Source organism: Phyllobacterium bourgognense (assembly GCF_003337575.1).
Lineage (GTDB): Bacteria > Pseudomonadota > Alphaproteobacteria > Rhizobiales > Rhizobiaceae > Phyllobacterium > Phyllobacterium bourgognense.
In genome coordinates this window covers 15024-28987 of record NZ_QPJM01000030.1, presented here as the reverse complement: position 1 = coordinate 28987, position 13964 = coordinate 15024, and the positions used below count along the sequence as shown (strand labels likewise).

At 57.8% G+C, this 13964-nt stretch carries 13 protein-coding genes; 10 read left to right on the top strand and 3 right to left on the bottom strand.

Going from position 1 to position 13964, the window contains the following annotated elements; all coding sequences use genetic code 11:
* Positions 1 to 277: 277 nt before the first annotated feature.
* Positions 278 to 1297: a 2-dehydropantoate 2-reductase gene (locus tag C7476_RS26105; RefSeq protein WP_114432838.1), complete on the bottom strand. Its 1020-nt coding sequence runs from the start codon at positions 1295 to 1297 to the stop codon at positions 278 to 280.
* A 303-nt stretch (positions 1298 to 1600) separates the two neighbouring features.
* On the opposite strand from C7476_RS26105, the gene C7476_RS26100 reads away from it, so the two are divergent.
* Positions 1601 to 2587, top strand: a complete 987-nt coding sequence (locus C7476_RS26100) for a bile acid:sodium symporter family protein (protein WP_114432837.1) — start codon at positions 1601 to 1603, stop codon at positions 2585 to 2587.
* A gap of 23 nt (positions 2588 to 2610) precedes the next feature.
* Here the strand turns inward: C7476_RS26100 and C7476_RS26095 are convergent, their stop codons facing one another.
* Entirely contained in the window at positions 2611 to 3429 is an 819-nt protein-coding gene (locus C7476_RS26095) for an IclR family transcriptional regulator (RefSeq protein ID WP_114432847.1), read from the bottom strand.
* A 177-nt stretch (positions 3430 to 3606) separates the two neighbouring features.
* Here C7476_RS26095 and gcl point away from each other — a divergent pair, with 177 nt between their 5' ends.
* The 9 genes from gcl to C7476_RS26050 all read left to right on the top strand — a co-directional run bounded on the left by gcl (position 3607) and on the right by C7476_RS26050 (position 13096).
* Positions 3607 to 5391, top strand: coding sequence for a glyoxylate carboligase (gene gcl, locus C7476_RS26090; RefSeq protein ID WP_114432846.1), 1785 nt, complete (start codon positions 3607 to 3609; stop codon positions 5389 to 5391).
* 10 nt (positions 5392 to 5401) lie between these two features.
* Complete coding sequence (gene hyi, locus C7476_RS26085; RefSeq protein WP_114432845.1) at positions 5402 to 6217, top strand: hydroxypyruvate isomerase; 816 nt, start codon at positions 5402 to 5404, stop codon at positions 6215 to 6217.
* A 4-nt stretch (positions 6218 to 6221) separates the two neighbouring features.
* Positions 6222 to 7106, top strand: a complete 885-nt coding sequence (locus tag C7476_RS26080) for a 2-hydroxy-3-oxopropionate reductase (RefSeq protein WP_114432836.1) — start codon at positions 6222 to 6224, stop codon at positions 7104 to 7106.
* 237 nt (positions 7107 to 7343) lie between these two features.
* Positions 7344 to 8279 (top strand): PfkB family carbohydrate kinase, encoded by a 936-nt coding sequence (locus C7476_RS26075; protein WP_114432835.1) that lies wholly within the window; start codon positions 7344 to 7346, stop codon positions 8277 to 8279.
* 90 nt (positions 8280 to 8369) lie between these two features.
* On the top strand, positions 8370 to 9257 hold the full coding sequence (locus tag C7476_RS26070) for a dihydrodipicolinate synthase family protein (RefSeq protein ID WP_281032747.1): 888 nt from the start codon (positions 8370 to 8372) through the stop codon (positions 9255 to 9257).
* 35 nt (positions 9258 to 9292) lie between these two features.
* The gene (locus C7476_RS26065) at positions 9293 to 9952 is read left to right on the top strand and encodes a GntR family transcriptional regulator (protein ID WP_114432834.1); all 660 of its coding nucleotides are present in this window, start codon (positions 9293 to 9295) and stop codon (positions 9950 to 9952) included.
* A 49-nt stretch (positions 9953 to 10001) separates the two neighbouring features.
* The gene (locus C7476_RS26060; protein WP_181872615.1) at positions 10002 to 11330 is read left to right on the top strand and encodes an ABC transporter substrate-binding protein; all 1329 of its coding nucleotides are present in this window, start codon (positions 10002 to 10004) and stop codon (positions 11328 to 11330) included.
* A 30-nt stretch (positions 11331 to 11360) separates the two neighbouring features.
* Complete coding sequence (locus tag C7476_RS26055) at positions 11361 to 12266, top strand: carbohydrate ABC transporter permease (RefSeq protein WP_245426604.1); 906 nt, start codon at positions 11361 to 11363, stop codon at positions 12264 to 12266.
* Between the two features lie 11 nt (positions 12267 to 12277).
* Positions 12278 to 13096, top strand: a complete 819-nt coding sequence (locus tag C7476_RS26050) for a carbohydrate ABC transporter permease (protein WP_114432842.1) — start codon at positions 12278 to 12280, stop codon at positions 13094 to 13096.
* A 2-nt stretch (positions 13097 to 13098) separates the two neighbouring features.
* Here the strand turns inward: C7476_RS26050 and C7476_RS26045 are convergent, their stop codons facing one another.
* On the bottom strand, positions 13099 to 13848 hold the full coding sequence (locus tag C7476_RS26045) for a ferredoxin reductase (RefSeq protein WP_114432832.1): 750 nt from the start codon (positions 13846 to 13848) through the stop codon (positions 13099 to 13101).
* Positions 13849 to 13964 lie beyond the last annotated feature (116 nt).

Here is a 13964-nt window from a genome sequence, read left to right as displayed (position 1 = left end):
GGCGAACCGCCAACCCGCGGCTCGTCGATCTCTTTCGGTATGAACAGTGTCTGAGCCAAGCTCTCACCCCCAAGCAAGTTAAACACAACAAAGGCTGTTGATATTCACGCTCTGACGGCCTGCAAATGGCGTTTCTTTGCGCTCCGGTGCTCACGTACCTTGAAGTACGCTGCGCTCCAGTGCTCGAAAACCACCATTTTCGTCGCGTCATAGCGCGAATCTCAGCAGCCCCAAGAGCAAGTTTTGTCCAAACTTTCTTTGAAAACGGCGAGTGGATTCACGAGGCCATGACAAGCTTGGCCTCCACCACTTCGGGGAAGGTTGGGTAGAGCCCCCTTACACGCCCCATCTGCTGGGCAAGTGCAAGCACGCTGTCGATAAAGGGTGTATCCACATCGCAAAGCCGGCCCATCTCCTGCACGGATGTCAAAAGGGCGTCGAGTTCGATCGCACGGCCCTTGTCGACATCCTGCAGCATGGACGTGCGGTGCGCGCCAACGCCCGCAGCGCCGTCGATGCGGCGCTCGACATCGACCCGGAAGGTCGCGCCGAACTTTTCGCCGATTGCTTGGGCCTCGAGCATCATATTTCGCGCGAGGGTCCGCGTACCCGGGTCGGTGGCGACGATGTCGAGCGTCGCACCCGTCAAGGCAGAAATCGGATTGAAGCAAAGATTGCCCCAAAGCTTGACCCAGATGTCATTGCGGATGTCGTCATAGAAACGTGTCTTCAAACCGCCAGCCTCCATTACAGCTGCCAACCGGCTAACCCGTTCGCTGTTGCTGCAATCCGGCTCACCGAGGCCAAACTGATTGCCGTAAATGTGCTTGATGACGCCGGGACCACTGATTTCCGTTGCGGGATAGACCGTGGCGCCGATGACCCTCTCGGGTCCAATCGCGTTCCACTGACGGTTATCCGGGTCGACGCTCTGCAGCCTGAGATCGGCCACGCTCGGATGGAGGCCATGAAAATACCACCAGGGAAGCCCGTTCTGGGCCGTCACCACTGCGGTGTCCTTGCCCAGAAGCGGCGTCATGTCCTCGGCAACCTGCCACGCCTGATGCGCTTTGAGCGTGACGATCACATAATCCTGAACACCCAGCTCGCCCGGCTTGCTCGTAGCCGGCATGCGCTCGATGATTTCCGTGCCGTCCACCAGGAGTTTCAATCCGTTTTGCCGGATCGCGTCGAGATGCGCACCTCTGGCGACGATGGAAACGTCAGCGCCGCCGCGCTTGAGCATCACTGCCATGTAACCACCGATCGCGCCGGCGCCGTAAATGCAGATCTTCATTTAATTTCCTCCTGCTCGCCCTTTTTGGATCGTTCCGCCCCCATTGATCGTCAGGGATCTGGTTTTTGTCATTTGCTCCGGCCATGTGAGTGGACCGACAGGCAGACAGCGCCACAGGCATCCGTCCTTTTCATTTGTGGTATACATAATCCCAAGAAATTCCCGAATGTCAATCCTGCCGGCAATAGGTGGCAAAACACCGCAGCGTGGATCATGATAGATGTCCTATATCATTGGGGGCCTCTTCCACTGCATTCTGGGTGCTCGCCATCGCCCTGTGAAAAAGCCGTTTCGGAATCATAGATGAAGTCACGTTTTCTACCGGATACCTTCACCCTGTTGCTTGTATCGACGGTGGTTTTCGCTTCATTCCTGCCGATAGGTGGCATCGCGGCGGACTACTTTGGATTGGCAACAAAGTTTGCGATCGGACTTCTCTTCTTCCTGCATGGTGCAAGGCTGTCGCGCGACGTCGTCGTGGCAGGTCTTCTTCACTGGAAATTGCATATAGTTATTCTGGCAGCCACATTTGTCCTGTTCCCATTATTGGGGTTGACCACAAGCTTTCTGGTTCCCGAAATCTTGTCGCCATCCCTGTACACCGGGATAATCTTTCTTTGTGTCTTGCCCTCCACGGTACAGTCTTCCATCGCGTTTACATCGATAGCAGGCGGCAACGTTTCGGCCGCAATCTGCGCTGCCTCGGCATCGAACATATTCGGGATGTTCCTTACCCCATTGCTGGCCGGCGTTCTGCTCACGGCCAGCGGACATGCCGGTTTCTCTCTCGACGCACTGCAGTCTATCTTTCTGCAATTGCTTGCGCCGTTCCTGCTGGGCCAGATCCTGCAGCCGTGGATCGGTAATTTCATCAGAAGCAAGAACAAAATTCTCATGCCGGTCGACCGTGGATCAATTCTCATGGTCGTTTATTCGGCGTTCAGCGCGTCCGTAAATCAAGGATTGTGGCAGACGACGTCCTTGCACGATCTGGGCATTCTACTGGCGATCGATAGCGCAATTTTGGCGGTCGTGCTCATGGTCACGATGTTTGGCAGCCGTTTGCTCGGCTTCTCCAGGCCCGACGAGATCGCGATCACCTTTTGCGGGTCAAAGAAAAGTCTTGCAAGCGGCGTTCCCATCGCCAACGTGCTGTTTGCGGGGCAGGCTCTCGGCAGCATTATCCTGCCAATAATGCTTTTCCACCAGATACAGCTGATCGTTTGCGCTGTTATCGCCCGCCACTATGCCAGCGCAAATGTTCGGAAAAAAGCAGTCACGGTATCGTGAAATTCAGAGCCACTACGGCTGCCCTAAAGCTCTTCCGGCCGCTTGCCGCCCATGGCCCTTGTCAGCTCGTCGGCAGCGTCGCGTATAACCGGGCCGAGCACGATCAGTTTTTCCTTCGGTAACCGCACTGCCGGCCCTGAAATAGACATTCCAGCGATTGCCTCGCCATGCTCGTTGAAGATCGGCGCCGCGATGCAGCGCATGCCGAGGGTATGTTCCTCATCATCAATCGACCAGCCGCGCGAGCGTATCTCCTGAATGTTCTTCAGGAGCGCCGGAAGCGTGTCCAGCGTGTGATCGGTGAAATGGGCAAGTTGCTTGCCGCCAACGGTCCGGCCAATTTCGGCGTCCGACCACGTCGAAAGGATAGCCTTGCCAATGCCAGAGGCATGAATGGGCCCGCGCCGCCCGGGCCGGTAAAAGGCACGCATCGGCGCATGGCTTTCGACCTGTGAAATGAACACAACATCGCCGTCATCCTCAATGCCGATATTCGCGGTTTCGCCGCATTCCTCCATCAGCCGCTTCAGGAAACGGCGGCTGATCGTGCCAAGCTTGCGGAAGCGCAGGAACGCATTACCGATCGCGAAAGCCTCGACCCCGATAGTCCAGTCGCCTGTTTCCGGATCATGGGCGACCATGCCGTGGTTTTGCAGCGACGTCAGCAGGCGATGGATGGTCGAAGGTGCAAGGCCGGTCTGATCGGCAAGCTCGGAGAGCGCCGAGCCGTCATTGTCGGCGATGATAGCGAGAAGTTTCAAGCTCCTGTCGAGGACCTGCACCGAAGATGGCGCCGCGTCCGCTGCAGCCTTGCGACCCCTTTTGCCTTTGACCGGTTCGATAACAGACACAATCGCTCCCTTGTTCCATCCCCTGGCACGATCCAGCCATAGACCGGCGAAGCGGATTTATCCAGTTTTATTGAAAGTCATTATTTCCATAGAATGAGAATAATTTCCATTATGTGTTGAAAGATACGAATTATGGGTTACAATTCCACAAAATCTGGAGGAATGATCATGACAAAAATGCGTGCCGTTGATGCGGCAGTTCGTATCCTGGAGAAGGAAGGGATCGATTGCGCCTTTGGTGTTCCGGGCGCGGCGATCAATCCGTTTTATTCGGCGCTGCGGGTGCGCGGCACGGTCCGTCACATCCTGGCGCGCCATGTCGAGGGCGCCTCACATATGGCCGAGGGTTATACCCGCGCTGACGCGGGCAATATCGGCGTCTGTATCGGCACCTCCGGCCCGGCCGGAACAGATATGATCACCGGCCTTTATTCGGCCTCCGCCGATTCCATCCCGATCCTGTGCATCACGGGGCAGGCGCCGCGCGCCCGACTCGACAAGGAAGACTTTCAGGCCGTCGACATCGCATCGATTGCCAAGCCGGTGACCAAATGGGCGGTAACGGTGATGGAGCCGGGCCTTGTTCCCTATGTCTTTCAGAAGGCTTTCCATATCATGCGCTCGGGCCGCCCGGGTCCGGTGCTGATCGATCTGCCGGTCGACGTGCAGCTGGCAGAAATCGAATTCGATCCCGACACCTATGAGCCGCTGGAGCCCTACAAGCCCGCCGCGACGCGGGCGCAGGTGGAAAAGGCGCTGACGATGCTCAACGCGGCCGAGCGCCCGCTGATCGTTGCCGGCGGTGGTATCATCAATGCCGATGCTTCCGACCTGTTGGTCGAGTTTGCCGAGATCACCGGGGTACCGGTTATTCCCACATTGATGGGCTGGGGGACGATCCCCGACGATCACCGGCTGATGGCCGGAATGTGCGGCCTGCAGACCTCGCACCGCTACGGCAATGCGACGATGCTGGCCTCGGATTTCGTGCTCGGAATTGGCAATCGCTGGGCCAACCGCCACACAGGCAATGTCGCGACTTACACAGAGGGAAGAAAGTTCGTCCATGTCGATATCGAGCCGACGCAGATCGGCCGGGTCTTCGCGCCGGATTTCGGCATCGTGTCCGACGCTGGAAAGGCGCTGAAGCTTTTTCTGGATGTTGCGACCGAGTGGAAGACCGCCGGCAAACTGCGTGATTGGTCGAAATGGGCGGAGGAATGCCAGGAGCGCAAGCGGACGATGCTGCGCAAGACGCATTTCGATCAGGTGCCGTTGAAGCCGCAACGCGTTTACGAAGAGATGAACAAGGCGTTCGGCCGCGACGCCTGCTACGTGACGACGATCGGGCTCAGCCAGATCGCGGGGGCGCAGTTCCTGAATGTCTATAAACCGCGAAACTGGATCAATTGTGGACAGGCCGGTCCGCTCGGCTGGACCTTGCCGGCGGCGCTCGGCGTGCGTGCTGCCGATCCGCACCGCCCGATCGTTGCTCTCTCAGGCGATTATGACTTCCAGTTCATGATCGAGGAACTTGCGGTCGGGGCGCAGCATAAACTGCCATACCTGCATGTCGTCGTGAACAATTCCTATCTCGGCTTGATCCGCCAGGCGCAGCGTGGCTTCGACATGGATTTCGAGGTCAGTCTGGCCTTCGACAACATCAACGCATCCGGCGATGCGGAGAAGGGCTATGGCGTTGACCATGTCGCTGTCGCCGAAGGGCTCGGCTGCAAGGCCATCCGCGTTCGCAGCCCTAACCAGTTCACGGAAGCGTTCGAAGATGCGAAGGCGCTGATGGATGAACATCAGGTGCCGGTGGTCATCGAAGTCATTCTGGAACGCGTCACCAACATTGCAATGGGCATGGATATCAACGCGGTCGTCGAGTTCGAGGAACTCGCAGAGCGGCCCGAAGATGCGCCAACTGCTGTTGCTGCGTATCTCGACTGAGGAGGATGAAATGCCGAAATTTGCAGCCAATTTAACGATGCTTTTCAATGAGGTGCCATTTCTTGAGCGCTTTGCGCTCGCGAGCGAAGCCGGATTTGAGGCGGTGGAATACCTCTTTCCCTACGACTACAACGCCGCGGAACTGAAGCAGGAACTCTCCGACAACGGGCTTGTTCAGGTGTTGCACAATCTGCCTGCCGGCAACTGGGGAGCGGGTGAGCGCGGCATTGCCGTGCTGCCCGACCGTATCGACGAGTTCCGGCGTGGCGTGGTCATGGCAATCGACTATGCGACGGCGCTCGGCTGCAAGCAGGTCAACTGCCTTGCAGGTATTACACCGGGGGGACTGAACGATGATGTCCTGCGTTCGACCTTCGTCCATAATCTGAGGATCGCCGCACACGAGCTTGCAAAATACGATGTTCGACTTTTGATCGAACCGATCAACACTTACGATATTCCGGGGTTCTACCTGAACACGGTAGAGCAGGCGGCTTCGATTATCGAAGAGGTCGGCAGCGATAATCTGTTCATTCAGTACGATCTCTACCACCAGCAGCGGACACGTGGCGAACTTGTTGCCACCTATGAGCGCCACAAGGAATTGATCGCGCATGTCCAGCTTGCCGACAATCCGGGCCGCAATGAGCCCGGTACCGGGGAGATCAATTATCCCTTCGTTTTCAAAGCTTTGGGCCAAGCCGGCTATAATGGCTGGATCGGCTGCGAATACAAACCAAAAACAGAAACGCAACGCGGCCTTGCCTGGTTGAATGAAGCTTCAACAACGCAAAAGCACGCGGATATTATCAGGATGAGGAGCTGACCACATGGCGGACATAGGTTTTATCGGGCTTGGTATCATGGGAACACCCATGGCGCGCCATTTGCAGGACGCCGGGCACGAGCTTTACACGTCGAAGTTCTTTATTGAGCCGAAACCAGAGCTTATCGACAATGGCCTGAAGATTGTCGAGAGCCCGAAGGCTCTGGCCGAAAGGACGGACATCATTATCCTGATGCTGCCGGATACACCGGAGGTAAAGGACGTTCTCTTCGGCGAGAATGGCGTGGTCTTCGGCCTGACGCCTGGCAAGCTCGTCATCGACATGAGCTCGATCTCGCCGATCGATACCAAGGAGTTCGCAAAGAAGATCCGCGAAACCGGCAGCGAATATATCGATGCGCCGGTGTCCGGCGGCGAGGTTGGCGCCAAGAATGCGACGCTCAGTATCATGGCGGGCGGCGAGCAAAGCGCCTTCGACCGCGCCTTGCCACTCTTCAAATTGCTGGGCAAAAACATAACCTTGGTCGGCGATTGCGGTGACGGTCAGGTGACAAAGGTTGCCAATCAGATCATCGTTGCGCTGACCATCGAAGCCATATCGGAGGCACTGGTATTGGCGTCGAAGGCCGGTGCCGACCCGGCTCGGGTACGCGAAGCCCTGATGGGTGGCTTTGCCTCTTCCCGCATTCTGGAACTGCATGGCGAGCGTATGATCAAGCGGACTTTTGATCCCGGTTTCCGCATATCGCTGCACCAGAAAGACCTCAATCTGGCGCTGCAAAGTGCCAAAACACTGGGCGTTTCACTGCCTAACACCGCCTCGACGCAGGAATTGTTCAACAGCTGTGCCGCAAACGGCGATAGTGGTCTCGATCATTCCGGCTTGGTGAAGGCGCTCGAACGTATCGCCAATCACCAGGTCGCCTGAAAATCTACTGCGGCGGTCATCTGACGCGATTTTCTGTGCTTACAGTGCTCACGTACTAAATGTACGCTGCGCTCCGGTGCTCGAAAACCACGCCATATGTCTCGCCGCAGCGACTTTCCAAACGGGCTCTTAGAGTCCAGCCACCGACAATTTTCGCCGGGCAATTGCCATGGGGCGTCTTGAGAAGATAAGACCCTCACATAGATTTCCGTTTCCAAGTTCTGGCGAGAGTTCACCATGGCGACCAATACACCACCGCGGATCCTCTGTGTCGGGGCGCTGACCATGGATACGATTTTCCGCCTCGACCGATTGCCGCCGGGTCCCGGCAAATTCATTCCGCTTGAAGCAATGGAGATTGCCGCAGGCATGGCATCGAGCGCCGCCGCAAGCATCGCTCGCCTAGGCGGCGATGTCTCGCTCTGGGCGTCCGTCGGGCCGGATGATATCGGGCGGCGGGTCATTGAGGAACTGACTGCCGAGGGCGTGGACTGTTCCCATGTCCGGCGCATTGAAGGCGCACGTTCCGCCTTCTCGACCATCTTCGTCGATGCCGTGGGTGAACGGATGATCGTGCCTTACTACGATCCGACGCTTCTGTCTGCATCGGAGACAATGCCGCCCATCGCCGATGGCACCTACGATGTCGTGATGACCGATGTACGCTGGCCGCTTGCCGCCGCGCAAGCGCTCAAGGCGGCGCGGCAAGCTGGCGTCCACGGCGTTCTCGACGCCGATACCGCTTCGCTCGAGACACTGGAAATGCTGATGCCGCTTGCTTCTCACATAGTCGCTTCCGAGCCCGCGGCGGAGAAGGTGACCGGTGAAAGTGATCCGGAACGGGCGGCCGTTGCCCTAGCAGCGCTGTATGGCCGCGACGGCGACTTCATTGCCGTGACCGGGGGTGAGAAGGGTTCCTTCTGGTACGATGATCTGGAAGGCGAAGTCCGTCACATGCCGGCCTTTCCCGTGGATGTCGTGGACACGCTTGCGGCCGGCGACGTTTTTCACGGCGCATTCGCTTTTGGCCTGGCGCGGAGTTATCCGATGTATCAGATCATGCGCTTCGCCAGCGCTGCCGCTGCGATCAAATGTTCCCGCTTTGGCGGCAGGGACGGCGCGCCGGCGAAATCCGAAGTCGACGCGCTTCTCGCCCAGCCCCAAGAGGATTGAAAATCTCATTGTAAAAAGTCAGTGCGTTCTTATTGACTTTTGACTGACATGTTAGTAGGTCTTTAGTCGTAAACGACATGGGAGAAGCAAGTGTCTCGGGAACGATTTGGGCTGTCCGCCGCGCTGGCCACGCCATTTGATGCCGAGATGCATATCGATGTACCGAAAGCTGTCGAGCACGCCCGGCACTGCCTGAGCAGCGGCTGCAGCAGCGTGACACTATTCGGAACGACAGGCGAGGGTTCTTCTATCGGTGATGAGGAGCGGGGAGTCGTTATCCAGGCGTTTCTCGACGCTGGCATCGAGCCGAAGCAGATTGTGGTCGGCGTCATGGCCAACTCTTATATCGACGCGGCGGTCCAATCGCGCCATGCGCTCGACGCGGGTTGCCGTGGCGTATTGCTCGCTCCTCCGTCCTATTTCAAGAATGTCAGCGACGATGGACTCTTCGTCTGGTTTTCGTCGGTGTTTACAGAGATCGGTGCGCGGGCGAGAGACATCATCCTTTACAATATCCCTTCCGTTACCGCCGTCGAAATTTCGGTCGAACTTGTCACCCGTCTGCGGGAAGCTTTCCCGAAAATCGTCTCCGGTGTGAAAGACTCATCGGGGAACTGGCCCTTCACCGAAAAGCTGCTGGCAAAGCACAAGGATCTGGCAATTCTTATCGGTGACGAGCGTTCACTTTCCGCCGGCGTTCGCCTTGGCGGGCAGGGCGCCATTTCCGGCATGGCAAATCTCTATGCGGACCGTCTTTTGCCAATGGTCAATGAAGGCCGCGACGATCCGGCAATGATCGAGGCGGTCAACGAGCTCTTGAAATTTCCCGTCACGCCGGCGGTAAAGGCTTTGGTCGCCTACCATGCCGGAGATGATGGATGGCGCCGGGCACGTGCGCCACTGCAGGCGTTGACGGATTTGGACTACAAACGGCTGACCAGCATCTTCGGCCGCTTGTTTGTGGCAGCTGCCGCGTAATAATGGGGGAAGCGGTACGAGTCGGGAGGACGGGCATGGATGATGGTAACGAGCCGGTAAGACTGCGAGAGAAAGCTTATGCGAGCTTCACGGAGCACCTTCTGGCTCGTGATATCAATCCCGGGCAATTCGTGTCGCAGCGCCAGCTTGTTGCAATGACCGGTATGCCGCTTGGAGCCATCCGCGAACTCGTGCCTCGCCTCGAAGCCGAGGGGCTGGTCAAGACGATTCCGCAGCGTGGCATCCAGATTGCGCATATCGATCTCAATCTGATCCGCGAAGCCTTCCAGTTTCGCCTGTTCATGGAAAAGGAAGCGGTTGCCCTCTTCTGCGTTTCGGCATCCGATGAACTGTTGGCCCGGCTGCGCAAGGAGCATGAAGACACACTAGAGGAGGCGCTGCAGGGCAAGGAGACGCCCGAGCTCGAATTGCGCGCGCAGACGATCGACTGGAACCTGCATGAAACGATAATCGATTCTCTCGAGAACGGGATCATCGGCAGGGCCTACCGGATCAATGCGATCAAGATGCGCCTGATCAACCAGGAGCGTTTCCGCATCACCGGCCGCGTCGTCCCGGTCATGCGCGAACATCTGGCGATCCTGACGGCGATCGAGACCCGCGACCCGCAGACGGCAATGGATGCGATAGCAGTGCACATCAACAATGCGAGGAATTTGGCACTGAAACTTTAGAAACATCGGCAATGGGAGTTGCCGTGCAAAGTCACAAGAGGAGGAAACAATGAGCATGAACTTCGTCAAACCGACGCGCCGCCAGTTCCTGGCCGGGTCGGCCGCACTCGGTGCCGCGAGCATCACCGGTCTGAAGCCGGCATTTGCTGCCGTCGACTGGAAGAAATATGCGGGCACGACCCTTGAGGTCAATCTGATCAAGAGCCCGCGCGGCGATATCCTGCAGAAATACCAGAAGGAATTCGAGGACCTGACAGGGATCAAGGTCAATGCCGAACAGACGCCCGAGCAGCAGCAGCGCCAGAAGGCGGTCATCGAGCTGACATCGGGGAAGCCCAGTTTCGATGTCATCCACATCAGCTATCACGTGCAAAAGCGCCAGTTTGAGAAAGCCGGATGGCTCGCCGATCTGACGCCGTTCCTGAAAGATCCGAGCCTCACCGAGGCTTCTCTGACCGAGAGCGACTTTGCGCAGGCGGGTCTCGATTTTGCCAAGGACAAGAACGGTCGCTTTGGCGGACTTCCCTTCTCGGTGGATTACTGGATCATCTATTGGAACAAGGATCTGTTTGCCGCCAAGGGCGTCGAATACCCGAAAACCTTTGAGGAACTTGTCGCTGCCGCCGAAAAGCTGACCGACAAGGATGCCGGCACTTATGGGTTCGTGGCGCGCGGCATGAAAAACGCCAATACGCCCGTATGGGCAAGCTTCATGCTCGGCTACGGCAAGAGCACCGTGATGGACGGCAAATTGCAATCGGACACGCCGGAATCCATCGAGGCAGCCAAACTCTACCAGCGTCTGATGACCAAATCTGCACCTCCCGGCGTGACAGGATTCAACTGGGCCGAGTGCCAGTCGAGCTTCCTGCAGGGCAAGGTTGGCATGTGGATGGATGGTATCGGCTTTGCGCCGCCGCTGGAGGACCCCAAGAAGTCGCGTGTTGTCGGCAAGGTCGGTTACGGCGTCATGCCGAAGGGGCCTGGCGCACAAGCTGCCCCGACATTCGGTGACGGTATCGGCGTTACCGAAGGTTCCTCGAAGAAGGAAGCGGCTTACCTCTATTGCCAGTGGGCGATTTCAAAGGAAATGGGTGCGCGTCTGCTGCAGTCCGGCTCCGGCGTTCCCTTCCGCAATTCGGTGCTCAACGACCCGGAAATCCTGAAAGGCGTGACCATGCCCGCCGAGTGGGCAAGCGTGCTTTCAGAATCCGCAAAGGTGAGCCAGCTTTGCCTGCCGGTCATTGTTCCGGTTACCGAATTCCGTGACGTGATGGGTGTTGCCTTGACCAATGTCATTGGCGGTGCCGATCCGGCAGCGGAAATGAAACGTGCGACGGAAGAATTCCGTCCGATCCTGGAAAAAAGCGAAGCGTAGCGTAGCAGCATGACAATTACCGCCTCGACCATGACCAATGAACAGCCAAGTGCCAAGGTTAAGAACGGCGATGGCCGGTTTACGCCGAGCTATTGGCCGTTCGTTATCCCGGCACTGGTCATCGTCGTGGCGGTGATTGTTTTTCCATGGGTATTCACCCTGTGGATGAGTGTCAACGAATGGCACCTCGGCGGAGAAAAGAGCTTCGTCGGCTTTGCCAATTTCGTACGGCTTGCAAGTGATGCGCGCTTCTGGCAGTCGATGGGACACACGGTGGTCTATACCGTCCTGTCCGTCGTGGCACCACTGTTTCTCGGCACGATCGCGGCGCTGGTCTTCGACAGCAAGTTGCCGATGCGCGGGCTCTTGCGCGGCATATTCGTCATGCCGATGATGGCGACACCCGTCGCGGTCGCTCTCGTCTGGACGATGATGTTTCACCCGCAATTGGGGGTTCTCAACTATCTGCTGTCGCTGATTGGTATCGGCCCGCAGGAGTGGATATTCAACCAGAGCACGGTGATCCCTTCGCTGGTGCTGGTCGAGACATGGCAATGGACACCGCTGGTCATGCTCATCGTTCTCGGTGGCCTTGCTGCCATGCCCCGCGATCCTTTCGAGAGTGCCGAGATCGATGGCGCCAATGGCTGGCAGAAATTCCGCTACATCACCTTTCCGATGATCCTGCCGTTCATGATGGTGGCTGTGATCATCCGTTCCATCGATGCCTTGAAAAGCTTCGATATCATCTTCGCCATGACGCAGGGCGGGCCGGGCACGGCGTCGGAAACGATCAATATCTACCTCTACAATGTCGCCTTCGCCTACTACGACATTGGCTATGGTTCGGCCATCGCGGTCGTCTTTTTCATCGTCATCATCACCATGTCGCTTGCGCTGCTGCATCTGCGCCAGCGGACCAAGTGGAACAGTTGAAGGACGAGAAAATGCTGATTCGCAAACTGCTCAAATGGTCTGGCACCGCCTTCATCGTCTTTGTAATCGTGTCGCCGGCGATCTTCTTCTTCCTGTGGATGCTGTCACTCTCGCTGAAATACGAAATCGACAACGGCGCCTATCCGCCGATCTTCATCCCCGAACAGTTTGCCTGGTCGAACTACAGCGATATCTTCGCCGCCAATGACTTCCTGCATTATTTCTGGAACAGCCTGCTCGTGACCGGGACAGCGACAATCCTGGCGCTGCTCGTCGGTGTGCCTGCCGGCTACGGCATCGCCCGGTTGAAAGCGGACAAGTCGGCGATCGTCATCATGATCGCACGCATGACGCCGGGCCTTTCCTATCTGATCCCGCTGTTCCTGCTGTTCCAGACCCTGGGCTTGCTCGGGACGCTCTGGCCGCAGATCATCATCCATCTGGTGGTGACAGTGCCTATCGTCATCTGGATCATGATCGGCTATTTCGAGACCACACCGATCGAACTTGAAGAAGCGGCAATGATCGATGGCGCGACCTCATGGCAGGTGTTTCGCCTCGTGGCGCTGCCGATCGCCAAGCCGGGCGTGGTGGTGGCGCTGATCCTTGCGGTCATCTTCTCATGGAACAATTTCGTCTTCGGCATTGTGCTTGCAAGCCGCGAAACGCGAACGCTGCCGGTCGCGGTCTACAACATGCTCTCCTTCGAGCAGGTCAGCTGGGGACCGCTCGCGGCGGCAGCCTTCGTGGTGACGCTGCCGGTGCTGTTGCTCACCGTCTTCGCCCAACGCCAGATCATTGCGGGGCTCACCGCTGGCGCGGTGAAATAAGCCTATACGCCGTAGCGTTCGGTGCGGATGATGGCGGCGGGAACATCCGCGCCGATCAGTGCGTCGGCCGCGGCATTGACGAAGGCATTGGATCCGCAAACGAAGACTTCTTTCGGCGGTGAAGGCATGCGGGCGAGAACATCCAGGATCATTGCCGGGTCGATGCGCCTCGTATAATCGCTCTCCTGCGATGCTGGCTCGCGCGTCAACGTCAAGACCAGGTCGAAGCCGTTGCCAGACTGATTGAACATCTGCAATTCGTCATGGAAAATCAGTTCGTCCGCAGTTCGGGCGGAATAGAGCAGCAGGATAGGCGCCAGTGATTGTTGCGCAGCACGGTGGCGGACCATCGAAATGAGCGGTGCCACACCGGAGCCGCCGCCGATCAACAGGATTGGCGCGCCATCCTCGACGGTCCAGATGAAATGCCCGCCGATCGGCCCGCGAAGCTCAATCTCATCGCCGATCGTAGCGACCTCGTGGAAGAAGGCCGACACCTCGCCGTCCTCCAGTCTTTCAATGGCGAGCTCAATGATTTCGCCCTGCTCCGGTGTCGAGGCAATCGAATAGCTGCGCTGCGTCTGATAGCCGTCCGGCGCGCTTAACCGGACATCCACATGCTGCCCCGGCCGATAGGCGAAGGGCTGGGATGGCTGGAGGAAGAAGCTGACGACGCGCGGTGTCTGCCTGACGATTTCGGTGATGGTTGCGCGCTGCCATTCCGCCTTTGTTGCGGATATCTGATCTGACATGCTTCAGGTCGTGCGGACAGTTAGCGATTGGGCGTGGCGCGTCCCGAAGGGATATGGCCAAAATCGCCCATTTCGGCGTCGCAAGCCCTCAACGGAGAACAACACCGCCTTCGGTC